We start from the raw sequence: 25,266 nt of genomic DNA, 5'->3' as shown, positions 1-25,266 counted from the left end.
TAGGTGATGGCACTTAAAAACAAACGGACATATGTCCGCCAGTACACGTATGTTGACTCGATAATTAACGTTCTGTTAAGTAAGTCTATTTTCAGCAAGTAACTGTTATTACGACTCTCCTTCCTGCCCCTGATGTTCAAAAGTTTCAATCGCATAGCTCTCAATAATTTACTTATATTAAACCCAATGCCTTATAATAAATGTTGCAATAAATAACGCGTACATGACAGAGCGAAATAATCGTAATTCCTGATGAATTAAAAAAGAACCCCACTTTAAAAAGTGGGGTTCTTCATCAATCTGAATCCACCGCATTAAAAATGCAGTGGATTTATATCAAAGGACGGTAAGCTCAACTAGCAAATTGCGTCTTCTGCAGCCTGAACTTCAGGAACGACCGTGTTAGTAATACGAGTACCTGCTTGACCTGCCAGTGCTTCTAAAGCGAGCGTTAAGTCCGCGATTACGCCTGTCGATTGAGGTACCGCTTCTGCGTAGTTAACGATAGCATCCACTTTAGGCTGCATTGAGCCTTTATCAAACTCATAAGTTTTTAACTCATTGCAGCTGACCGTATCCAGTTTGTACTGATCCGGTTTACCCCAGTTAATGAAAATGCCGTCACCATCGGTCAGGATCAGGAAGTAATCAGCAGCGATTTCACGTGACAACAAAGATGCGGTTGCATCTTTATCGATCACACAATCGATATTGCTCATTACGCCATTACACTCAGCGACAGGGATACCGCCACCGCCACAACAAATTACAATGTTGTCTTGCTCTAACTCGTGCTTGATAGCCTGGCTCTCTTGCACTTTTTGTGGCTGCGGAGACGCCACCACGCGACGGTAGTATTTGCCATCGGCGCGAACTTCCCAGTTGTATTGCTCTGCTAGCTTCTGCACTTCTTCTTGGCTGTAAACCTGGCCAATGAATTTTGTTGGGTCATTAAACTCTGGACTATTCGCATCGACTTCAACATGGCTAAGAATAGAGACAATATTCTTCTCTGTACGCTTACGTAATTCTTGCACTAGCATTGTGGCGATCATTCCCTGAGTTTCTGCCACTAAACAGCTTAATGGATAAGCCGGTACAGACTCCTGGTACGCTTCATTTTGCTGGCTCAATAGACCAACTTGAGGGCCGTTACCATGCACGATCGCGACACGATATTTTTCGCTCAACTTAGCGATCGACTCAGCCGCTACTGCAACGCTGCTTAATTGATTTTCGTATGATGGAGTTTGTCCACGACGTAATAAAGCATTACCACCTAAGGCAACCACGATAGTTGGTTTCATAAATTATACCTATTGTTTTAAATGTTGGAATGTGAACGCTAATCTGAATAGCGTATCTTTTCCGAATAAATGCCTTGCTGAATGAACGTGTTCAGCAATAGCAAGCACCTGAACGGTGCTTGCGTATAGCACGTTTTAACGAGGGTTTTTGTTTGCGGTCATCGGTGCAGATCCACTGCGACACAATAAGAAGTAACCTAAAGATGCAGTTAAAATAGAATCAAGAGAAGGGATACCAGTAAGAGTAAACATACCATTCACGGTAGCAAAACCAACCAAAGAACCAAGACCCCAAGCAACGAAAGTCATTGGCTTGATAGCACTCTCTTTTTCAAGTAGATCTTGGTCATAACCTTGTTGACGGTTCATGAAAAAGTCCGCAATGTAGATACCTGCAATAGGTGGTGTCGCAATACCTAAAAATAGCAAGAATGGAATAAACCACGCCATGATCTCCATACTACCTAGAATAGTTGCAAGAATACCTAGCACGACGGTAATTTTCCATTTAGCGATTTTATTAAACAGCGTTGATACCACCAATGTTCCTTGGAACATGTTACCAGCATTACCTGTCACACAAGCAAAGACTAATAATACTGCTGCAGGAAGTGTCGCACCAATGACTGCCATTGCACCTAGCAATGAACCTTCTGAAGTGAGAGCACTTGGTACTGCGCCAACAAAGAATAGTACTGGATAAGCAAGGCCAAACGTCAATACACCAGCCATAACTGCATGCCTACGATTGTGCACGAAACTACCAAAATCTGGTGCCGTAGCAACCAAAACGATGATGGAACCAACAACAGAAGAAACGGCAGTCCCAAATGGTAGTTGTGCTAGTTTTTCTGTTGCAGAAACGCCACTGTTTGTCGCAAGGAATAGCACAACAAACATCAACACAACGATTACTGGTACCGCAGCTTTCGATACTTTACCCAATATTTCAAAACCAAACGCGGTAGAAGCAACGAAAATAACACAACCAATAGCAACCAATATTGGAACAGGAATAGATAACCCAAAGTCAGCCAATACATCATGCACACTGTGGCCGAACATATTAGCGGTTACTGTGATCCAACCAAATAAGCTGATTGCCATAATAATATTAATTGCAATCGCTCCTTGGTTACCAAAAGAGAATTTGACAATACCGTAGGTTGGCAATCTTGCCTTTTCTCCGATAGAGATATTAATTGCCGCAAGCACTGTTAAAATCAAACTACCGCAGGCAATAATTAACGCAGCATTACCCAGCTCTAGTTGGCTACCCAAACTAGACGAGGCTAGCAATACCGGGGTAATCAAGATACCAAGTAGTATCATGGCAATTTGAATACCAGAGGCAGTATTCGGTGCGTCATCGCTCTTTCTGTTGTTACTCATAATTCATGACCTTTTATGTCGTAGACTATTATGGTCTCCAGTCATCTCGTGGTAGGGATTAGCAATTAAGCTAACGAGATGACTGGAGAAAGTTGGTTAAACCGTTAGCTCAACGTTTCGGTGTACTTGCGCCAGCCACCGGTATGAGTGATTTCACGCTGTCCTTCAACTAGAGATGGCTCACCTAGTACGCCTAGTACTTCGCTACCATCAGCAAGAATAACCTTACCGATTGAAAGGCCTGCCGGCTCATTCATAAGTACAGTGGCAAAAGCTTCCATCGGTAGTGACCAGATTTCTAGGTCAACGGAGTTGTTTTCTTCGATGGTGCGAATCATCGCAGGATGATCATCATTAATTGACCACAGACGGTAGTGTTTATCTGTCACGTCTTCACGAACAAACTCGCCGCCAACATTTAGTAGGTTTGGGTTGAGTTTTAGGCCGCGCATTAAAGTACCATTAACGGCAAGTAGTGTAGTTTTAGTTGTTGACATGATTCTCTCCAAAAAGCCCAGCGCACTGGGCAAATAAAAATTAATTAACTGTGTTTTATCGCCAAGGGCTTGCAATAGTGAGTTCGCTTTCGCTATTAAGCCACTTGTAGTCCGTTGCCATGCGTGTTCACAATGTCCCAACCACGCTCAATCAGGACATTCCTACCGAGGGCAAGACAGCTAACGGACGTTTAGTCATAATTATTCTTCTGACGCACGCTGAGCTTTTAATGCAAGCAGCGCATCAACAAAACATTGCATCGGTGCACTTGTGATACCTGCACCAATCTGACCAACACCCGCCTGTTTGTGCGCAATACCGGTATTGATAATCGGCAGTACCCCGCTATCTGCGACTTTGCGAGCATCAATCCCCGCCGCAGTTGGAGCAAAGTTAAGAGCCGGTAGAGTAAAGGCTGGGTTATTACCAATAGTAATTGACTGCATTGAACGGCTGTTATTCGTTGCGTCATCTGGCGTACCACCAACAAACTTAACGATTGCTGGAGAAGATGCCATTGCAAAACCACCAACACCTGCGGTTTCAGTGATCGCACTGTCACCCAAATCCGCAGCGGCATCCTCAACACCGTAACCCGGGAAGAACAAACCATTCACCGGGTTAGCTGGTGCTTGGAACCATTGATTTCCGGTGCCTGAGAGTTGAATACCAAAGTTCACACCGTTACGAGCCATCACTGTAACCATGGTACTGTTTGGCACACCCTCTGCGGCTTTCATCATGCTCTTACAAGCTGCCATAGAAAGGTTAAGGAAGAAGTGGTCATTACCCGTAACAAAGCTCATTACACGTTTAAGCACATCTTGCTCTAGATTCGCTGCGATTAATGCTGGGAGCAGGTGCTTTAACAACAAGCCGGTTGCGGCTGCATTGCGGTTATGTACTTCATCACCCATATGTAGCGCTTGCGCCATGATTGGCTTAAGCTCTAGACCGTTAATTTCGCGTACTGCGGCTTGCATCGCTTGAGCGAGTTCTGTTCCCATCCACTCAAGACGCTCAATAACTTCGCGGCTGTTCGCACCAAAACGAAGAACTTTACCTAAGCCTTCATTAAAGTTACAGAATACGCGCTGAGTGCCCTCTTCGGCCTGGTTTTCAATAACCCACACAGGCATAGAACGACTGATGATACCGGCCATTGGACCCACTGCGTCATAGTGATGGCACGGCTCAAATACAACCTCTCCAGAGTTGATCATTGATTGAGCTTCATCAATATCCTTAGCCCATTTTTCAAACACGATTGCGCCAAGAATCGCGCCTTGCACAGGCCCACACATGTCATCCCACGCAATTGGCGGACCTGCATGTAGAATAAGCTTACGTTCAGCGAGTTCAGGGATCGCTTCTCCTGCCATCATGACATCGACCAATGTTGGCTGCGCCGCTAAATAACGTCCTAGCGCAACTTGGTTCGCCTGTTCAATCTGAGAATCATTAATAAGTTCTGCGAGAGCTTGACCGCCATTAATGTCGCCATTTGCAGGTGGCTGCCAGTTAATAGAAACTGCGCTGCTGCCCGCGCGTTCGATGTTAGTTGCAAAACTGGTTAATCCAGCGTTAAGGACCGTCAGCTTTTGATTGAATAATGTTTTCACTCTGCTCTTCCTTATTGATTTTGCTCGTTAATAATAAGTGCAGCAAACTGTGCCGCTTGTGCGTTGCAATCAGCAATGATGATGCCTTGGTCGGCTAGCATTTGGCTGATTGATTCACGTGACTGTGGATCGACGTCGGTACCACAAACATGAGCGATAAATACCGGAAGTTGCTCTTGTTCTCTCTTCAGATTTTCAAGTTCTGAAATTAGCTCATCCATCGGCTGCTCTGATGCACCGTAACCTAATACGACATCAAACAAGACAACGGCAGTTTCTGGATCACGTGCCTCTTGTACAATGCGTTGGTTGCGCAACGTTGGGTCAATCATTGGATGTGGACGACCTTGCGTGAAGGCATCGTCACCCATATCAACGATTGTGTGCTCTTGGCTATTCCAGATATCATTTAGTGCAGCGTAAGTTGCAATCGGTGTGTTCGAGTAACCAGTAATGCCCGCTTCATGGCAAATAAGCTGCGCTTCAAAACAGAATGTACCGCCAGCAAAAACACCACGTACATAACGCTGCTCTTTGCCTAATCTCATCGCGTGGTTAAGCACCAAGCTTTGAGCTTCTGCTGTTACCTCTTGAGCTGGGCTAGCTTCTTGACCATTCAGCAATGCCACAGCCACTTCAGCAGAGTGAGCAAGTGTCTGTGCTGGATAAACACCATCACTCTGGATACTATCGCTTGGTGCGCCTAAGAAATGCACAACAACTGGCTTTTCAGTTAATTGAGCAACTTTCAGAATTTTCTCTGCAATCTCTTGCGCTGGTGGCTTAGAAATAAGCACGATAACTTTGGTTTGCTCATCTTCAATCAGAGCTTGCAACCCAGTAAGCATCGAAATACCACCGATGTCTTGGTGTAAATCGTGACCACCGGTACCCAACGCTTGTGAAATACCAAAGCCAAGTTGGTGTACACGACACGTTGCTTCTTGCAATCCAGTACCAGAAGCCGCAACAATACCGATTTCACCTTCACGTACAACGTTAGAGAAACCTAGCGGTGTACCATTGACGATCGCAGTACCACAGTCTGGTCCCATAACCATGAGGCCTTTCTTCTGGGCTAGCTGTTTGATTTTTAGCTCATCTTGCAAAGACACATTGTCGCTAAACATCATTACGTTCAGGCCAAGATTCAGCGCCTTCATCGCTTCTGCTGCTGCGTATTCGCCAGGAACTGAAATCAGCGCGAGGTTTGCGTCTGGGTTTTGTTCTAGACCCAAAGCAAAGCTTGTTAAAGGTTGTTCAAAGTCGTTTTTGGAACCTGATTCGTTAGAGTGAGATGTCAATTGCTCTTGCGCCAATTCGATGGCTGCATTACATGCTTCTTCTTCACCTTTTACAGCTATAACTAAATCGTTGGGCTTAGCAGTAATATCAGAACCGAAGCCGGCATCTGCCATACGGCTTAAATTCGCTTCAGTGCCCATTACTACCGATGCATCTTCTATTCCATCGATTTTATTTAATTGTGCTGATAGTTGCATCAAAGACACAGAGTCCTGATACATATTTTCAAATGCTTTATATTTAACTGTCATAAATAACCACTTTGTTTCTTAATCAATAACTGAATAATGATTAATTAGATTTCCTAAACAATATAATTATTCTTTAATTGATTAGCCCCAAATAAAATACCTGAAACAATATCACATCCAGAGTTAGACCCTATTTTTAGAACATTAGATATCGTTTTTTCTAATTCACTATTTGAACTGGAATTAAAAATCTCATAAACCAACCACATTACCGGCTGCGAAAAGTAGCCTTCTACCGCTTGCTTTAAATAGTGTTGGCTTACTTCTGTTGTCGTTCCCCACCTTTTCTGACATGCCTTGTTCACTTTGGTAAAAACTGATTTTTCTACAAAATCAGCCTCTTTGTGTAAGTATGTCAAAATAGCAAGAACACCACATATAAAATCATCACCAGAAGGTGTCAACCCCTGCCCTTTACCTATATTAATCACAATCTTTTCAGGTTCAGAAAGCAAGTCAAAGCTAAAGTAAATATCTTCTATTTTTAAATAATCAATATAACTATTTATGTGTTTATTATTTAACTTATTATTTACTCGGCTTAAAAAATAATTCTCTGCGTAAGAAATATTTTTTAATATTCTGTTTTTCTGATACTCCTCTGGCTTTGGTGGTTGTTGCCAATAAACCGCGCTCCGGCTATCAATCGATAACAAAGATTGTGCACCAAAGCGTAATATACCGCCACGAAAGTAAACTCTGTCATTTACTTTACACTGCCGAAACTCTGGTTGGTTTAAGATATCAACCTTTAATCCACAAGGTGTGTTAGGTAAAGAAGTATCAAGTAAGGAAACCCATGGCATAGTAGGATCATTGCTTATGATATTAATGGCTTTGTCAAATACACTATGAATATAACCATCAAATGCCTGATCCGGACATAGGTCTCCTTTTTCGGAAGCAAATAACATCACTATGTCACGATTATTTAATAGCCTCAATGATCGAGTTTGAGTCAGATACCCAACCAAAAATCGCACCTTGAGCTTTGATCATTTCAAGAGCGTACTTTTGGAACTCAGGGAAGTAAGAGCCAACACAATCTTCAGGAATAATACACTCATAACCACGGTCGTTTGCTTCACGAACAGTTGTATTAACACATACTTCTGTTGTTACCCCACAAACAATAAGCGTTTTAATGTTATAGTTTTGCAGAATTAAGTGGAGGTCGGTTTGGTAAAATGCACCTTTACCCGGCTTATCGATAATAGGCTCGCCTGCAGTAGGGTACAGTTCAGGGATAATGTCATGCCCCTGCTCACCACGAATAAGAATACGGCCTTTTGGTCCTTTTTCACCGATAAATGTCTTGCCACCACGTGTTAACTTCGCTTGTGGACAATCCGTCAAATCTGCACGGTGGCCTTCACGAGTGTGAATAACCATAAGACCCGCTTCACGAGCGGCTTCTAAAACGGCCATGCATGGTTCAATTGCAGTACGTACTAGTGATACATCATTACCAAGCGCTTCACCAAAGCCACCAGGCTCAACGAAGTCACGTTGCATATCGATAATAACAAGTGCTGTTGTTTTGGGATCAAATTCTAGGGCAAAGGGCTCAGCTTTAAATGACTTAACCATAACTATCATACCTTTTGTTGTTAGTGTTTTTTGACGCTCTTTTGCGTACCCATATAGTCTAGAGCGATGCTAACAACAAAAAAAGCGAGAAAATAACGGCTAACCAATCAAAATAATTGATGCATTATTATCAAGAAAGATCCACGTCACACCAAATTCGATGTTTTGATAAACAAGGGTGTGAATAGTTAAGAAATGGTTACAACCACAAACCAGTCAACGAATTTTTTGCATTAAAGCATCAAGGTTTTGCGGCATTTAGTTGTGAAAAATGAGAGCTAGGTAGGGATACAATACTAACGTAGCGCTAAAATAATGCAGAACTAACCTGCTTATAATCTCTAAAATATGCAATCTATGGAGTTTAAAATCGTGTAAATAGGAATATGGCCTATATTTCGAAGACACTATATATAATAAGGTCTTAATACTAAGCCATCTTTAGTTATTGCGTAATGATACCTTCGTCTAAAACGTCAATCTCAACGTTTCAGACAAAGGGAAAGATAGATAGGACGCGAACGAGCTTTTGCGTTGAACGTGCGGCTTTAACAATGCCAACTCAAATGATGTTCATTTTTAATTAAATAATCGACGCACCACTCAAGGACTGGACTTTCACGTTGAGCATGCCAAGCGTAAAAAAGTTGTGTTGGCTGCTTATGCTCAATGATGGCTTTTTTTAAAACTTTTCCTTGATTGAGGCGCTCTTTAACGAGATGGTGAGGAACGTAGCCAACCCCAATCCCCTCTTCAATCATACGAATAGCAGTATTGAGCTCAGGAGCATAAATCATGGTTTGGCCGGTTAACGACCATGATACGCGTGGTGAGATGTGCTGTGAGGTATCACGAACAACGACCACAGGATAACCTCGCAGTTTCTCTGTGGTTAGTGTTCCAATATGCGATGCTAATGGATGAGTTTGGCCAACGATGAAGTCCCATTCCACTTGGCCTATCGCATGGTACACAATACCCTCCAGTTTAGGGGCTGAGTTTGGTGCGCCAATAATAAGATCAGCACGGCGGTCGTAAAGAGCATCCCAACAACCGTTGTATACTTCGACTTTAATACCTATCTGTGTGGACGGGAATTGCTTATTGAGGTCTCTCACAAGCTCGACAATGCCTCGACGGTTAATAATATTATTAATTGCGATGTCGAACGAGACATCAACTCCGCGGCTGATCATGGTACTGTTACGTACTAACTCTTCAAATGAGTCTAACATCCATCGACTTTGTTCAATAAAGTAGTGGCCAGCAGGTGTTAGCTTCACTTGTCGCCCCGTACGGTCAAAAAGAGCAAAACCAAGTTCTTCTTCAAGTTTTTTTACCGTATAGCTTATCGCGGAAGGGACACGGTTTAGGCGCTCTGCTGCAACCGCAAAGCTTCCTGAATTGGCAATAACATGGATGGTTTTTAGTGATTCTTTAGATAATGGCATGGGAACAATTACAATAAGGTCATGGGCATAATTATACTTAATTTAGGGAAAATTACTTCGCCCTTTCTGCGCAAACCACCAAAAACACTTGCCTTATCAAACTCAATTTGGTGATTTCAACTTTCCCGTTTTCTTACACGTCATGATCTGTTCTTAAAAAAGCAGAGCACAGATTAACGAAAGGAGTTGTTCGACTCCGTCAAGAATCTCCTTTGGATAATCATTTGAACACTTTATACAGGTTCGATTTGCGATGTCACCCAGTCAATCAATAGCCTGGCCGCTTCGTTATTCTCTCTATTTGACACCGACAAAAAGTAGGCTTTGTTTTCATATTCAATGGTTGGTGTTAACGCAACCAATTGGCCGGATTCTAAGGCATCTTTGACATGCCACTCGGTGACAAGTGCCACCCCGCCGTCATTGAGCGCCGCTTGGATCACGGCCACTTGGTCTTCTACAAAGAGGATGTCATCGGATGGATCATAATCAACCCCTAAACGATGACAAAACGACGCCCACCCTTCCCACATTGGCAGTTCTTCTTTCAGCATGATTTTCCATTGTTGCAAAATGGCGCGCATATCTTTGTCTTTTAATCGCGTTTGCACAAAGTTAGGGCTTGCCACTAGCAGCACGCGATCATGAAACAGTAAATAGTTATCACGGTTTGATGTATCGACACTAGAATAAAAGAACGCTACATCGAAATCATCGCTGTCGTCAACATGAGTACGTTCATTGTTGACAATGAGGTTGATCTGAATGTGTGGATAGTGGTGACGAAAATCGTCGAGCTTAGGCAGCAGCCAAAAGTGCAAAAAACACAGCCCAACTTCCACATTGAGCACCACGGTGCTGTCATCGTCTCCAGAAAACTGACTCGTTCCTTGTTCAAGAATATCAAGTACTTGCCGCGTTGTTTCCAAGTACTTTTCACCCGCTCTGGTGACCACAGCCCCAGTACGAGTTCGATTAAACAGCTTAACTTGAAGTAGATCTTCTAGTTGTTTTATCTGCTTGCTCACCGCCGCGGTCGAGACAAAAAGCTCTTCGGATGCACTGACAAAACTCCCCAATCTTGCAGCAGATTCGAACATGATTAGGCTTCCCGTTGTTGGGATCGTTTTGCGGTCTATTGGCATGGTTCCTCAAAGAGCGTTAACTAAAAGTTGAACCTAGCTTAACAAATTAGCGTTTTACTGACAAATCTCACGCTTTAATATAAAAAATGAAAATTTATGAATAGTTAAGGAGATTGAATGAAATCCGTAAAAGAGATTCATCACGACTGGCTTACCCTGCCCGACGGTACACGCTTGGCGTTCCGTGCATGGATGCCGGACGATGCAGAATCTAAACCGGTACCTGCCATTTTAGAATTTTTGCCTTACCGAAAAAATGATGGAACAGTCATTCGTGATGAAATCACGATGCCAGAAACCGCTGCGCATGGTTATGCGTGTATTCGCGTCGATTTACGCGGCTGTGGTGAGTCGGAAGGATTGTTTGAAGATGAGTATTCAGCCCAGGAACTGCAAGATGGCTGCGACGTGATCAACTGGATCGCACAACAATCGTGGTGTGATGGTAACGTCGGCATGGTCGGTATTTCCTGGGGTGGGTTTAACTCGCTGCAGATCGCAGCACTACAACCTCCCGCCCTTAAAGCCATCATTACCCAGTGCTCCACTGATGATCGATTCCGTGATGATATTCACTTCCTCGGTGGGTGTCTGCTAAACGACAACATGGACTGGGCGGCCTTTTTCTGGGCTTATGCCCAAGCTCGCAGCCCCGATGCCAAGTTGGTCGGCGAGAACTGGAAGTCAATCTGGCTTGAACGTTTGAATAACATGCCGTTCTTAGCCAAACCGTGGATCAGCAACCAAACCCGTGGTGATTACTGGAAACACGGCTCGGTATGTGAAGATCACTCAAACATCAAGATCCCGGTCTACGCGATTGGCGGTTGGGCAGACAATTACCGCAACACGGTATTCTCTCTGCTTAGTCATTTAGAGGGGCCGAAAAAAGGCTTGATTGGCCCGTGGGCGCACAAGTACCCCAACATTGCCTACCCGAACCCAAAAATGGATTATGTGCAAGAATCTGTTCGTTGGTGGGACCGTTGGTTAAAAGGGATCGAGAACGGCATCGAGCAAGAGCCGGAGCTCCAGTACTACTTACAAGAGAGCGTGCTGCCAAGCAGCGACTACGAGATGCGTCCAGGTAAATGGGTCAGTGAGCCAACGTGGCCATCGCCAGATACTCAGTACCAAACGTACTATTTGGGCAATAAATCGTTGCAAGAGACACCAAGTACAAGCGGTCCGGTTTCGATTCGTTCACCGCAAGATGTCGGCCTTGATGGCGGTCGTTTGTGTGTGGGTATTCGCCTAGAAATGGAACAACCGGCTGACCAACGTCACGACGATGCTGGCTCATTGGTGTTTGAAACCGAATCATTAACCGACGATCTGCCAATAGCTGGGCAAATCAAGGCCGCGCTGTCACTTTCGAGCTCTGCACCTAACGCGCACGTCGTGGTCCGTGTTTCTGATGTACACCCAAGTGGTGAAGTCACTCGCGTGAGTCACGGTATTCTTAACCTCGCTCATCGCGACAGCCATGAGTTTCCAGAAGCGTTAGAACCGGGACGTGAATATCACGTTGAAGTGCCGCTGTATCACATGGCATATGTGGTACCAAAAAGACACAAGTTACGCGTAGCGATATCTACCGCGTACTGGCCGCTTACTTGGCCATGTGAACACGATGCAACGCTAACGCTGAACCCGACACAATGTTCCATCCAACTGCCGCTTAACCGCACACAAACACTAACCGACCGTGTGCCGGCCTATAGCCGAGCGGTGAGTTTTGATGGCGAACAACGCACGCCCACAGACAGCCAACGTGTAGTACATCGTGATTATCAAACTGGCATTACGACACTCGAAACATACGACGATTTTGGTTGCCAGTACTTCAATTCATCACAAAGTGAGATTGATTTTGACATTCACCAATTTCTCTCTATTCACCCTGAAGACCCTCATAGTGCGAAAAACGACATTCGCCTACGAGTGGATATGGGACGTGATGGGTGGCGTACCGGCATTGAAGCCCAGTACGTAATGACCTGTGATGCGGACAATTTTTATATCAAAGCACACTGGACCGCCAAGCACGATGACGAGGTTATTTTTGAAAAAGCCTTTGATGAAACCATTAAACGCAATTTTATGTAACCTATTTAACAGGATGTTTTGATGTTTAAATATTTACGACCGTTGGTATTTTTTCCAACGTTTTTCATCTTAGTCAGCGCGCTGATCTTAAGTTTGGTGGATTTAGAGCAATTCACCGCGGTGACAAGTGCGCTTAACAGTAAAGTGTTAGAGCTATTCTCTTGGCTCTTTAGCTTAGGCAGTTTTTACTTACTGGTTTTGGTGGGCTTAACTTATTTCTCCAAGCTCGGTGATATCCGTATCGGTGGAGAAAACAGTACGCCACGCGTGACCAAGCCCCGTTGGTTCATGATTGTACTTTGTACCACGCTTGCTGTAGGTGTATTATTCTGGACCACCGCTGAGCCGATTTATCATCTGCACGCGCCACCGGAAAGCCTTGGTATTGAACCAGGTAGCGCAAACGCAACTTTGTTTGCTTTTTCAGCAATGTTCTTGCACTGGGGGCCGACGCCTTACGCGATTTATTGTGTTCCGGCGCTGATTTTCGCGTTAGCGTTTTATAATCAGAAGATGCCCTTCTCTATCTCTAGCTCACTGCGCCCAGTCTTTGGTAAAGCACTGACGCCACGCGTATCAGACATTATTGATGCGCTCGCCCTTTACTCACTGGTTGTCGGAATGGCCTCTTCACTCGGTACAGGTGCGTTGACGTTGCTTGGTGGTGTCAGTCAATTTATCGAACTCGATCGTAATGCGCTGACTTTAGGCACTTTCATTGCTCTGATTGTCGCGACCTTTGTCTTCTCCGCAGCAAGTGGGTTAAATAAAGGTATTGCACGCTTATCGAAAGCGAACTTCTGGATGTTGATCGCCCTGTTTGTATTCGTGCTGATCTTCGGCCCTACGGTTTACATGCTATCGATCGGCGCAGAAGGGCTTGGTGCGTACCTACAAAACTTCTTCCGCTTGAGCCTATTTACCGGCCAAGCCGCCAACGACCCGTGGCCGCAATGGTGGAGCGTATTCTACTGGGCTGTGTGGTTTGCTTGGGCGCCTATCACCGCGATGTTTTTGGGCAAGATAGGTCGCGGTTATACCGTCAAAGAGTTTATTCAAGTGAACTTGATCTTCCCGAGCCTATTTATTTTGTTCTGGGTTTCGGTGTTCTCGGGTACTGCGGTTTACCTTGATACCACTACAAATGGCTCACTGTATAACGTATTAAATAATGGCGGAATCGAACAGCTGCTCTACCACATTATGGATCAACTACCGATGGGAGGGGTGACCTCGTTCTTCCTCGTATTGGTCGCGTTTATCTCTTACGTTACCGCTGCGGACTCCAGTACCGATGCGATTGGGGATTTGTGTACTAAAGACTTCACCTCTGAGTCAGATGAGGACACAGCTTTACCAATCAAGATCGTTTGGGGAACGCTGATCGGCTTAGTCGCGTGGATCATGGTCAGCACCGTGGGTATTAATGGTGTGAAACAACTGTCCAACCTTGGTGGCTTGCCTGCTACATTAATTATTCTGGCCTGTAGCTTAACCTTGATTCGTTGGATTAAAAACCCATCGGAGGTACAACGCTAAGTCGCCGCATTTACCGTTAAATTAACCCAACCCCGCTTAATGGGGTTGGGTATTTTTGAACACGGCTATTCGCGTATTCTAACTTATCACTAATATACACAAGCAATTTCACGACACTTGGTTGAACAGGCTTCAGTTACCTATTCTGTTAACCATGATTTGCGCACAAGCGTTCAGAACTTAGGCTCTCCCCTTTCCCTCTCTCTAGCACTTTTTTGGAATCCAGTTTCCATAATTACACTATTTTTTGATAAAACACTTATTAAAAATCTCGAAAAATAAGACTTAAATACTGAATAATTAAGAAATTACTAATTTAACCCCCACTTAGCGCTACCATCTCCCACTAATCAGAATTTAATCCCAATTACGTGCGGATTTCACGATATCATTCGAAATATAGAAGCTCTCACAGATTTTATGTACTATCAACTCGATAAATTTTCTGCCGATTTTGCATTGTAACTTTAAGCGTTATCAATGCTCATGAATTCACCGCCATGAATTCAAAATGCATATCTAATATATAAAAATCAGGATATAAAGTGACTTAGCGCCTATCTATCACAACGCCGACATCTGTTCTGTAAAACTTAGGTGCGTACCTACTCATTTTATTGCTGCGCATTTGGCATCTCTTATAAACAGTCCGAATAAGTGGACTCAGTGGGAAATATTTATGTCTAATTGGAGTATCCGAAACAAACTCTTATTTGCACTTGCTTGCATACTGCTTGTTCTTATCGGTGGGATCTCTCTTTCTGTGAAAATGTCACTAAAAGAGATCACGTCATCAACGACCTCTTACGCTGAAAACATGCTCGAAGAACAAACACGTGAAACCATGCATTTCGCAACAAGAAGTGCAGAAGAAGAAGTCGAGCAGTACATTAATTCTGCATTAAACCTAACTGATGCTTTCTCTTCTATGCTTGCCTCGACGGCATTAAGTAATGATGGTCGTCCCTTAGAGAGAGAGCAAGTTGAAGCCATTACTCAGAAGTTACTGATGGATCATCGCGCTTTCAGTGCGCTTTACGCCTATTTTGAGCCAAATGCTTATGACCGTCTTGATAGCATGTTTAAGTCAGGTGACGCGAGACACAGTACCGACAGTGGTTCTCTAGAGGTATTTTGGTACCGAGACGGAACCGAAGTAACCCATGAGCGTATTTCCGACGCTAATGAAAAATACGACAGCAGTATTAATGAATTTGGTCAGCGAAATGCTGAGTGGTACCTCTGCTCCCTAGAAACGAAAAAGAGCTGCATCTTAGAGCCTTACCGAGAAGAGTTGGAAGATGGTAGCGCACCATTAATGACGAGTATCACCTCGCCCGTACTGAGTGGAAATACGTTCTTGGGCATGGTTGGTGTCGATATTTTCTTGCCAGAACTGCAAGATCTGATCAATCAGCTTTCAGCGAATCTGTACAATAACCAAGGCGAAATGCTCCTTCTCACTCAGCAGGGTACGCTCATCGCCCATAGCGCCTCCGAAGATGGTTTAGGACAATCCCTACAATCGGTTAATCCGAAATTATGGGCGGAAATTCAAGCAGTTAAAAACCAACAATCTCTCGATGCTCACGACTCACTGCTGTCGATCATCCAGATTACATTAACGGACTCATTAAATTGGACGTTGGTTTATCAATTGCCTAAGTCGGTCGCATTAGCGGATTCGGTAACTTATCAAAAGATGCTGACGTCGAGTTTTAATCAGATCAACTCCATCATGGTAGGACAAGCCTCCATCGGTTTGGCGATCTCCCTTGTTGTTGTTGGTTTTATGGTTAACAGTTTTACTAAACCATTGATGGTGATGAGCAAACATTTCCAAACGCTTGCAAGTAGCGATGGTGATTTAACGATTAATATCCCAAGTCAAAAGCACAAAGAGCTGAATGACATGGCCTCTGGCTTCAATGATTTTATTGAAAAGTTCAGGGTGATGATCGTGACCATGAAAGGGCAATCTAAAGATATTGGTGCCAACTCAGAATCACTATTACGCTCCTCTAACGCATCAAAACAAGCGGCACAGCGCCAGTCGACCGAGACCGACAACATAGCGACAGCGATGAATGAAATGGCGGCTACCGCGCAAGAGGTTTCGATGTTGGCACAAAATACCTCGAAAGAGGCGCATGAGTCCGACCAGTTGTTGAATCATAGCTTAACTATGTTTACCAAAACGCTGTCGGATATTCATACCGTTGCAACCGATATGGACACGGCGTGTGAAAGAATGTCGCAAGTGGCGAGTCGAAGCGATGATATTTCGAAAATACTCGATGTGATTCGAGATATTGCCGAGCAAACCAACTTGTTAGCTCTCAATGCCGCCATTGAAGCAGCACGTGCAGGGGATACTGGACGCGGTTTTGCGGTGGTCGCTGACGAGGTTCGTAACCTCGCGTCACGCACTCAGCATTCAACGGAAGAGATTGATGCATTAATTCAAAACCTACAAACGGAAGTGGATAATACCGTCAATCAAATTGAGCAAAACAGAGATAAAGTCTCCAGCGCCGTTAAAGATGTTGAAAGCAGCAATCAAAGCTTACAAGACATGACTGGCATTATCGGCAGCATCACAAGCAACGCGACCCAAGTTGCTACAGCGGCCGAAGAACAAAGCTCGGTTACTGAAGAGATTAATCGTAATATCACCGCGATTGTCGATGCAGGAAGAGAGTTAAATAATCTCTCTGAAGAGGTTGAAACCATCAGTCAGGACATGGGGAGCTCCATTTCTGAGCTCGACAGTCAGCTCAATATGCTGAAATCATAAGTTTCAGCCGCACGTATTCTTAACCTCAAGTGGCTCTATCAGTTGAGGTTTTTTTATTTTGTTCCCAGGTTTGATGAGATAACGTTGAAACATACCTTACGCAAAGTATGGACATATTGTGCAGGCTCAATTAATGCAAACGTATACACCTGTGAATTTTCTCAGTATATAAGTGGTCTAGGTCTTACTTTCACGAGAAAGTAATCGATCAATTTGTGCTTGTTACACGATGGGTGTTTAATACGAAAAATTCAAATTAATAGCCAGTAAGGGTTCTCTATGGCAACGATCAAGGATGTTGCAAAAGAAGCCGGCGTGTCCGTGGCAACGGTCTCCCGCGTGATCAATAAATCCCCCAAAGCGAGTCAAGCCTCTATTGATTCGGTCACTAAAGCAATGAGTAAACTGGGCTATCGTCCTAATGCGGCGGCACGCGCGCTAGTGAGCCAAAGCACCAACACCATGGGCGTGCTAGTTGGGGATGTCTCCGACCCCTTTTTTGGCACAATGATCAAGTCGGTAGACTGCGTTGCGCATAAGAATGGTAAACACCTTTTAATTGGGAATGGCTACCACAGTGCAGAAGATGAGCGTCGCGCGCTTGAATTACTGATCAACAGCCGCTGTGATGCGATGGTGATTCACGCCAAAGCATTGTCAGATGAAGAGTTAATCGGCTACGCCAATGAAGTAAAGGGAATGGTGCTGATATACCGCCATATTCAGCAATTGGCCGGACGTTGTGTGTCACTCGATAACGAGAAAGGCGCTCTGATCGCGACCGAGTATTTGATGCGCAATGGCCACAAAAAAATTGCGCACATTGCCTCTTCTCATGACATTGAAGATACGCATCAACGTTTACAAGGTTATCACGCGGCACTGAATGCACACGGTATTGAACTACCCAAAAGCTATATTGAGTACGGTGAGCCAAACAGTGATGGTGGTGAAGTGGCAATGACTCACCTTCTCACCAAATCGTTAGACTTTACCGGCGTGTTTGCCTACAACGATTACATGGCGGCCGGTGCGCTTGCTGTGTTAGAAGAAAACGGCATCCGAGTACCTGAAGACATCGCATTAGTTGGGTTCGATGACGGCTTAATTGCCCGATTTGTCCATCCCGGTTTGACTACGATTCGTTACCCGATCGAAATGATGGCAGAGCGCGCTGCAAAATTAGCGTTGGCACTGGCGCACGATGAAAAGATTGAGGAAGAAACCGCGATCTTTAGCCCGACACTGGTGCGTAGGTACTCAGTGTAGCCGACACGATTCAATTTGAAATATTCGCCACAACGTGTAGCGGTGCGCGTTCGTGGCCGAACAAGCGGTGAATTTGCGCTAAATACAATTCTGCAGTGGCAATCGCATCATTGAGTGCATTATGCGCTTGATAACCTGGCAACCCATGCTCGGTCCTGACTGAGCTCAAACGCCAATCGCGGCGCACTTGCCTTAACTGCTCACGATACTGCTCAATTTTTAATGTGTCGAGCCAGACCAATGGTAACTCGGCTTGGCCGTAGTTGGTGGTCAAATATTGCTGCAAAAAACGTTTTTCCATCACGCAGCCATGCGCTACTACAACTTTCCCTTTCATTACCCCAAACAGCTGCGAAAAGGCTTGTTCCTCACTAATGCCTAAATGGAGCAAGGTTTCAGGTCTTAGGTGGTGGATTCTTGCCGAGTCATGCTCTTGCAAAACCGGTTGATCCAACACAATATGGCGCGCACTGGTTAAACGAATTTGGCTATTGCGGATTTCAACCCACCCGATGCTCAACACTTTGTCTTTTTCAGCATCAAATCCACTCGTCTCAAAGTCCAACACAAGCGTATCGAGTGATTTTAAATCTGCGGACTTACTCGGCAGTGGCGTCTCTAGTAACGCCTTAAGCGAGATAGGGAATTTCGCTAAATCCATACTGTCGGCATGCATTGGTTTGCTTGAGTTCATATTAGGCCTTAGGAACCAAATTTCATTTTTAGCGCGTCTTGATAGCCGCCAATAATTCGAAATGCATCTTTCAAGTGTTGGCGTTCAAAGCTGCCAAATCGTTCAGGATAAATCGAGTTACTCACCCCTTTCCCCTCTCGAATACCATTGAGGTGATGAGCATAACGCAATTGAGTGACATAACGATAGGTACCGATCAAATCTTGATAAGAGCTTTCATTGATAAGCCCTTGTTCATAGGCAAACTCAATTCGCTCTTCGGTCGAACGCATCTCTCCGCCTTTGCTGAGGGCGTAAATTCGTGCTATATCCACCAACAAGCCTATTGCCGCTTTTTTAATGTTCAGCGTTTTGCCATCACTGGCGTCTCTTTGCAGTACTAAGTTGTTGAAAATGCCGAGCGGTGGGCGCTCTTTGAGTAAGTTTCTCACCAGAGCCGACATCAAACGTGGATTGTGTGTCACACACTCATGCCGATGTTGATCGAGCTGTTCGAACAGGCTTTCATCCCCTGCAATTAAGCGGATCTCTAAAAACACATTCAGGTTGAGTAGCATGTCATATTCGGGGTTGTTCGCCCATTTTCGGTAGTACTGCTGCCATATATAAAGAGGTTGATTCCATTTCGAGGTTGCAGCCATAAAACGCCCATTGCATAAGGAGTACCCACACGCGGCCAACCCTTTGCATACAAACATCGCCAAGTGCTGAAAATAGATCCTGTCTGTTTCAGTCGCGCCATCCTCAAGTACTAATGCATTATCTTGATCCGACCCCAAATGCACCTCTGCTCGTGCGTGCGATCCTGCGACTATCCACGCATAGCGACATGGCGGCTTGCCAACCACTTGTTCGGCCATTTTCAGTAGTTGTGAGGTAAACGCATCATAAATCATTGTCAGGACTTGCCCAATCATCTGCGCCGGCATGTGCGCTTCGACCATCGCTTCGAATACGGATTCGCGCAAAGGGATGAGTTTGCTCAGTGCGTCTAAGGCGTCGCAGTTGCGAATTTTTTCAATCAAATAAATGGCCTGCACACCATGTTCTTGCACCAACTGTTTGGGCGTGACTAAACCAACAACTTGATGATCTCTGTCGACGATCGGCACGTGTTGAATGTTGTGCTTCATCATCAGATTAACGGCGGCAAGCACCAGTTCATCTTGCCCTAGCGTATACGGATCTGGCGTCATCACATCACGGATTGGGCCACGAACATCCATCGCATCCGCTACTACGCGATTGCTGAGGTTACGCTGACTGACAATACCCACCAGTGTCCCCTCATCCAGTACCAGAGCACAGGTACTGCCCTGATGGTCTCGCATCTGTTGTGCAACGCGCTGAATCGATGTACTCGGTGCGACCATCACCACATCGCAGTGCGCTATCTCCTGCACTGACTTAAAATAAACGCCCTTTACAGCTTCCATTAATTCATTATCGACCCGAGATTGAAGGCGATGATTGGCGTTAGTCGCGAATTGATTGGCAATGGATGCAAAGTTTGCAAGCTTGGCGAGCAACAACTCGTAGTTAAATTTATAAACTAAGCAGCTTTCAACCGTTTCGATACGATAGTTGTCTTGCACAAGGTTAAAACCAAACAGATCATTTTTACCGAGTCTCGCTCTTAGGCTCCCATTAGGAAAGCGCTGCTCAATCACACCAGATCGCAGAATATACAGGCTACGCTCAGACGCATCATTGAGCGCAATATGTTGCTGCTGCCCCCAGAACAAGATGTCCGCATCGCTTGCGATACGGTCGAGCACTTCATCCGGAAGCTGAGAAAATGGCGCAATCGTTTTGAGAAAGGCAACGACATTGGGTAGTAAAGTAGAATCCATCAACACTCCATCCCGCTAACACATAAAATTCATAGGCCAAAAACGAAAAAAGCTCCGCCAATAATGAGCGGAGCTTCGTTAACGGTCTACTTACCAGAATAGCGCATAAAGAACCGTTAGTATGATCATGATGCCATATGACGCGATATTAAAGCTGCGGTCCGTGGCGAACATGGATGCGGTCACGCTGATGCCTTTTGGATCGTCATCGTTTGCTGAGGTGCTCAAGCTAGTGAACGCAATCACAACAATCGTGAACAGCAGCGTGTAGAGCATCTGGTTCATGAAAGGCATGGAAAGTGGCATGAATTTCAAGAACAGTGCAAATGGGATAGAAGCAACAACACCAATGATGGCACCTTTACTGGTGGTTTTCTTCCAGAACAGACCCAGTAGGAATACCGCAAGAATACCTGGGCTAACCAGACCGGTGTATTCCTGAATGTATTGGAATGCTTGACCGATACCACCTAGCATTGGCGCGATGAAACATGCGATAACAAGAGCAACAACCGCTGCGGTACGACCAACGTTAACCAGTTTGTGGTCACCAGATTCTGGGGCAATGTACTCTTTGTAAATATCCATCGTGAAGATAGTTGCAGTCGAGTTAAGCATAGACGCCAGTGACGACACGATAGCCGCTGCTAGTGCAGCAAATACCACACCTTTCACACCAACAGGTAGGAACTGAGTCAACCATGGGTATGCTTTGTCAGCATGCGCTGCGCTTGGTAGGTTTGATGCACCAACTTCACCAAGACCTGCCATTAATTGTGCGTCTGACGTGATCACGTAAGCCGCAATACCAGGAATAACCACAAGGAACGGTACAATAAGTTTTAAGAATGCAGCAAATACGATACCTTTTTGCGCTTCTGCTACCGACTTCGCTGCCAACGTTCTTTGAATGATGTATTGGTTGAAACCCCAGTAGTACAAGTTCGCAACCCAAAGACCACCAATCAGTACCGCGATACCAGGTAGGTTCATGTATTGCGGGTTGCTTTGGTCAAGGATCATCTCAAAGTGACCTGGTGCCGCTTCAGCCATTTTTGACATGCCTGCCAACCAACCATCCGCACCACCAATGTAGCTCACCGCCATGAAGGTCGTCATGAAGCCACCAAGGATAAGGAAGAACACTTGGATAACATCGGTCCAAACCACAGCCGACAAACCACCGTAAACCGAGTAAACCAAAGCAAACAGTGCCAGACCCACAATAGAGTACATCAACGGAATACCAAGAATGGTTTCGAGTGCCAAACCACCGAGGTAAAGAACGGAAGTAAGGTTGACGAAGATATAAAGTGAGATCCAGAAAATCGCTAAAATCGTCTTAAGCTGCTTATTGAAACGCTTTTCTACAAACTCAGGAATGGTGTAGATCCCTTTTTCAATAAAGATAGGTAAAAAGTATTTACCCACGATAATCAAAGTGATGGCAGCCATCCACTCGTAGGACGCAATCGCCAAACCGATAGAATAACCAGAACCCGACATGCCGATAAACTGCTCAGCAGAGATGTTGGCAGCGATCAATGACGCACCGACCGCCCACCAAGGAAGAGATTTACCCGCCAAAAAGTAATCTTCTGTGCTTTTTTGAGCGCCTTTCTTATCGCGGGAAACCCAAAGTCCCACCCCAATAATAATCGCGACATAAATGGCGAAAACCATTATGTCAATCGTGTTTAGACCATGCTCTATATTAGACATTTGTTTCATCCTATAGTTGTTTCACGCCAAAAAGTGTAAACGTTACCACTCAAGAAAAATCCAATATGTATCACATGTATGTATAAATCTTACACGTTGAATCAAAATGGAGGCGCAAATCACACTTTCAGTAAAAGTTATTATGTGTTGAGAGATATCCTAAATAACGTTTGATGTAACGTAGATAGTTATATTATTTGACTATTCTAATGACATAACTTATTAAAACGCAATTATAAACCAGTCAATTTGGTTTGCTTAAAGGTAATCTCAACATTGAAAACGAAGTAAAGTTGAAGCGAGCTAATACTATATTAAAACCAATAAAAACCACCTATAAAAATAGGTGGTACAGAGCTAATGACAGTGTTTTTCTATTAGTTTTTTAGCTTCTTTGATAATCGTTTACACTATAATTAAAATTGGTATCGAAAGTTTATATACTTATAACACTTGAACCTCTTAAAATTCGAACTCATAAACCGTTCTATGTTGATAGCAATCTTCAAAGCTCAACACCCCGTAGTTGAGTCCCCATTCTGGCTTATTCGGCCCGTCGGGAAAATATTGCGCTTCTAATGCGAGCCCATCATGATTTTGATAAACCTTGCTTGCGCCGGGCGTGCCGAGTAAAAAATTACCGGATTAGAATTAAATCGCCGGCTTGGTGGTACGTACTTTCATGCACACATCGTCGTTGGGTGCAAACAGCACAGCGGCCACGTCTTTGCCATCCGACAATGGTGGATTAAGCACAAACGAGTGATCATACCCTGCCGCGATTTTTTGATCGCCATCACAGAGAAATTCATCCGCTATGCGTTTGGGCTGACGAAAATCAAAACTGGTGCCAGCAACCGGTTTATGCTCCCCTGTGGGGATCAAGCCGGCATCCGTAGGCAAATAATGCTCAGCATTCATCTGCAAGCGGTGCTCAAGCCCCATGCTTTCACTCGCCTCACCCGCCAAGTTGAAATAAGCATGATTGGTTAAATTGAGTGGACAAGACTGATCGCTTGTCGCGTGTTCATCAATCATCACTTCGTTGTCATCGCTCAGCGTGTAGCGTACCTTAACATCCACATTGCCCGGGTACCCTTGGCCACCATCTGGCGAATGCAGGGTAAACTCGACCATATTAGGCTCACGCTGAACAATACGCCAACGACGCTTATCAAAGCCTTCAACGCAACCGTGCAGTGCATTGTCACCGTTGTTGACCGCCAATTGATAACGCTGACCGTCCACTTCAAACTGCCCCTTGGCAATGCGGTTGGCAAAGCGACCAACCATCGCACCAAAGTAGGTAGCTTGGTGCCTATGCTCATGCATATTGGGCGAACGCAGTAGCACTTCTCGTGGCGTACCATTCAGCGGAAGGGTGCAGCTCAACCACGTGGCCCCATGTCCATTAAGGTGATGGTCATGCCATTTGCGTTAGTTAAATGCACCAACTCAGCGGGTTGACCATCAAACGATGGCGTGCACGCCATCGCTTGTTGCAGTTGGGTAAAATCGCGGTTCATGACGACTCCTTACAGCACCTCAACCAGACCCGCGCCCGGTTTCGCTTGGCATACGTAAATGGACTCTTTCAGCCCTGTCGCCGCCTCGTAGTTGGCTTCAACGGTGGCTTTCACTTTCTCAACCAGTGCCACCACACAACCACCAAAACCGCCGCCCGTTATACGCACACCGCCTTGGTCGCCAATCACGTCTTTGACCATCTCAACTAAGGTATCGATCTCTTTCACGGTGATTTCAAAATCATCACGCATTGAGGTGTGGGACTGTGCCATCAGCTCGCCCATGCGTTTCATGTCGTGCGCACGCAGTGCCTCAGCCGCCTCAAGTGTGCGAGCGTTTTCGGTGATCACGTGGCGCGCGCGTTTTGCCACCATTTCATCCAGATCAGCGGCTTTCTGATCAAACTGCTCAATCGTCACATCACGCAGGACTTTAACACCAAAAATGCGCGCCGCTGCTTCACACTGCTGACGACGGGTGTTGTATTCGCTATCAACCAAGCCGCGTTTTTTGTTTGAGTTGATGATCACCACCGCCATGTTTTCTGGCATCGACACCGCTTGCGTTTCTAGCGTACGGCAATCTAACAACATGGCATGGTTTTCGCGCCCTTCAGCGGAGATCATTTGGTCCATGATGCCGCAGTTACAACCGACGAATTCGTTCTCCGCTTGCTGACCGTTCAACGCAATTTCAGCTTGGCTGATCTCAAGATTGAACAACACTTTGAAGGTTTGCCCAATCACCACTTCAAGCGCCGCTGAAGAACTCAGTCCCGCCCCTTGGGGCACGTTACCGGTGACCGCGATGTCAACACCGGTAAACTGGTAACCGCGAGCTAATAAAAACTTCACCACACCGCGAATGTAGTTGGCCCACATTTTGTCCTGTTAGAAGGTGATCGCTTGGCTGATATCAAATTCGTCCACCACGTTGTCGTAATCGACTGATACCACACGTACAAGGTTATCGTCTCGTTTTTTCGCGGCGACCACGGTTTGGTAGTTAATGGCACATGGTAGGACAAAACCGTCGTTGTAATCGGTGTGCTCACCAATCAGGTTAACGCGACCCTGTGCTTGAATTATATGACTGGGTGCATAGCTCAATACTTGCTCGAATGAGGCTTTCACATTTTGGATTAATTCAGACATTTTCTATTCCTAAAACTATTTGTGGTAACTCTTGGGATCAC

General features: G+C 45.1%; 16 protein-coding genes and 2 pseudogenes. 4 read left to right on the top strand and 14 right to left on the bottom strand.

What is annotated here, in order from left to right; translation table 11 throughout:
* Positions 1-356 precede the first annotated feature (356 nt).
* The 9 genes from F7Y48_RS20260 to F7Y48_RS20220 form a co-directional block, all read right to left on the bottom strand.
* Positions 357-1,307 (bottom strand): carbamate kinase, encoded by a 951-nt coding sequence (locus tag F7Y48_RS20260; protein WP_316685325.1) that lies wholly within the window; start codon positions 1,305-1,307, stop codon positions 357-359.
* Between the two features lie 135 nt (positions 1,308-1,442).
* Positions 1,443-2,699 carry a cytosine permease gene (locus F7Y48_RS20255; RefSeq protein ID WP_301660402.1) on the bottom strand — a complete coding sequence of 419 codons (1,257 nt, stop codon included), beginning with the start codon at positions 2,697-2,699 and terminating at the stop codon, positions 1,443-1,445.
* Between the two features lie 104 nt (positions 2,700-2,803).
* Positions 2,804-3,196 (bottom strand): glutamyl-tRNA amidotransferase, encoded by a 393-nt coding sequence (locus F7Y48_RS20250; protein WP_077647651.1) that lies wholly within the window; start codon positions 3,194-3,196, stop codon positions 2,804-2,806.
* A 201-nt stretch (positions 3,197-3,397) separates the two neighbouring features.
* Positions 3,398-4,819 carry a DUF1116 domain-containing protein gene (locus tag F7Y48_RS20245; RefSeq protein WP_301660403.1) on the bottom strand — a complete coding sequence of 474 codons (1,422 nt, stop codon included), beginning with the start codon at positions 4,817-4,819 and terminating at the stop codon, positions 3,398-3,400.
* Positions 4,820-4,830: 11 nt separating this feature from the next.
* On the bottom strand, positions 4,831-6,375 hold the full coding sequence (fdrA, locus tag F7Y48_RS20240; RefSeq protein WP_301660404.1) for an acyl-CoA synthetase FdrA: 1,545 nt from the start codon (positions 6,373-6,375) through the stop codon (positions 4,831-4,833).
* 53 nt (positions 6,376-6,428) lie between these two features.
* Positions 6,429-7,289, bottom strand: a complete 861-nt coding sequence (locus F7Y48_RS20235) for a DUF2877 domain-containing protein (RefSeq protein WP_301660416.1) — start codon at positions 7,287-7,289, stop codon at positions 6,429-6,431.
* A gap of 13 nt (positions 7,290-7,302) precedes the next feature.
* Entirely contained in the window at positions 7,303-7,965 is a 663-nt protein-coding gene (locus tag F7Y48_RS20230; RefSeq protein WP_301660405.1) for a cysteine hydrolase family protein, read from the bottom strand.
* Between the two features lie 548 nt (positions 7,966-8,513).
* Entirely contained in the window at positions 8,514-9,416 is a 903-nt protein-coding gene (locus F7Y48_RS20225) for a LysR substrate-binding domain-containing protein (RefSeq protein WP_301660406.1), read from the bottom strand.
* 233 nt (positions 9,417-9,649) lie between these two features.
* The gene (locus tag F7Y48_RS20220) at positions 9,650-10,561 is read right to left on the bottom strand and encodes a LysR family transcriptional regulator (protein ID WP_316685324.1); all 912 of its coding nucleotides are present in this window, start codon (positions 10,559-10,561) and stop codon (positions 9,650-9,652) included.
* A 117-nt stretch (positions 10,562-10,678) separates the two neighbouring features.
* On the opposite strand from F7Y48_RS20220, the gene F7Y48_RS20215 reads away from it, so the two are divergent.
* From F7Y48_RS20215 to F7Y48_RS20200, 4 genes are all read left to right on the top strand, one after another.
* Positions 10,679-12,670 (top strand): CocE/NonD family hydrolase, encoded by a 1,992-nt coding sequence (locus tag F7Y48_RS20215; protein ID WP_258489208.1) that lies wholly within the window; start codon positions 10,679-10,681, stop codon positions 12,668-12,670.
* A gap of 21 nt (positions 12,671-12,691) precedes the next feature.
* Positions 12,692-14,209, top strand: a complete 1,518-nt coding sequence (locus tag F7Y48_RS20210; RefSeq protein ID WP_213904569.1) for a BCCT family transporter — start codon at positions 12,692-12,694, stop codon at positions 14,207-14,209.
* 679 nt (positions 14,210-14,888) lie between these two features.
* On the top strand, positions 14,889-17,006 hold the full coding sequence (locus F7Y48_RS20205) for a methyl-accepting chemotaxis protein (protein ID WP_258489206.1): 2,118 nt from the start codon (positions 14,889-14,891) through the stop codon (positions 17,004-17,006).
* 279 nt (positions 17,007-17,285) lie between these two features.
* Entirely contained in the window at positions 17,286-18,275 is a 990-nt protein-coding gene (locus F7Y48_RS20200; RefSeq protein WP_301660407.1) for a substrate-binding domain-containing protein, read from the top strand.
* Positions 18,276-18,285: 10 nt separating this feature from the next.
* Here the strand turns inward: F7Y48_RS20200 and F7Y48_RS20195 are convergent, their stop codons facing one another.
* From F7Y48_RS20195 to galK, 5 genes and pseudogenes are all read right to left on the bottom strand, one after another.
* Positions 18,286-18,969, bottom strand: a complete 684-nt coding sequence (locus F7Y48_RS20195) for a 3'-5' exonuclease (RefSeq protein WP_256957220.1) — start codon at positions 18,967-18,969, stop codon at positions 18,286-18,288.
* A gap of 8 nt (positions 18,970-18,977) precedes the next feature.
* Positions 18,978-20,822: a DUF294 nucleotidyltransferase-like domain-containing protein gene (locus F7Y48_RS20190; protein ID WP_301660408.1), complete on the bottom strand. Its 1,845-nt coding sequence runs from the start codon at positions 20,820-20,822 to the stop codon at positions 18,978-18,980.
* Positions 20,823-20,912: 90 nt separating this feature from the next.
* The gene (locus F7Y48_RS20185) at positions 20,913-22,544 is read right to left on the bottom strand and encodes a sodium/sugar symporter (protein ID WP_256957222.1); all 1,632 of its coding nucleotides are present in this window, start codon (positions 22,542-22,544) and stop codon (positions 20,913-20,915) included.
* 462 nt (positions 22,545-23,006) lie between these two features.
* A pseudogene (gene galM, locus F7Y48_RS20180) lies at positions 23,007-24,070 on the bottom strand (galactose-1-epimerase).
* A gap of 9 nt (positions 24,071-24,079) precedes the next feature.
* Positions 24,080-25,225 (bottom strand): annotated as a pseudogene (galK, locus tag F7Y48_RS20175) (galactokinase).
* Positions 25,226-25,266 lie beyond the last annotated feature (41 nt).

The organism is Vibrio sp. 2-1-2a, from assembly GCF_032648565.1.
In the GTDB taxonomy this organism is placed as follows: Bacteria; Pseudomonadota; Gammaproteobacteria; order Enterobacterales; family Vibrionaceae; genus Vibrio; species Vibrio diabolicus.
The sequence above is the reverse complement of the archived record's forward strand: the minus strand, read 5'-3'. Positions and strand labels throughout refer to the sequence as shown.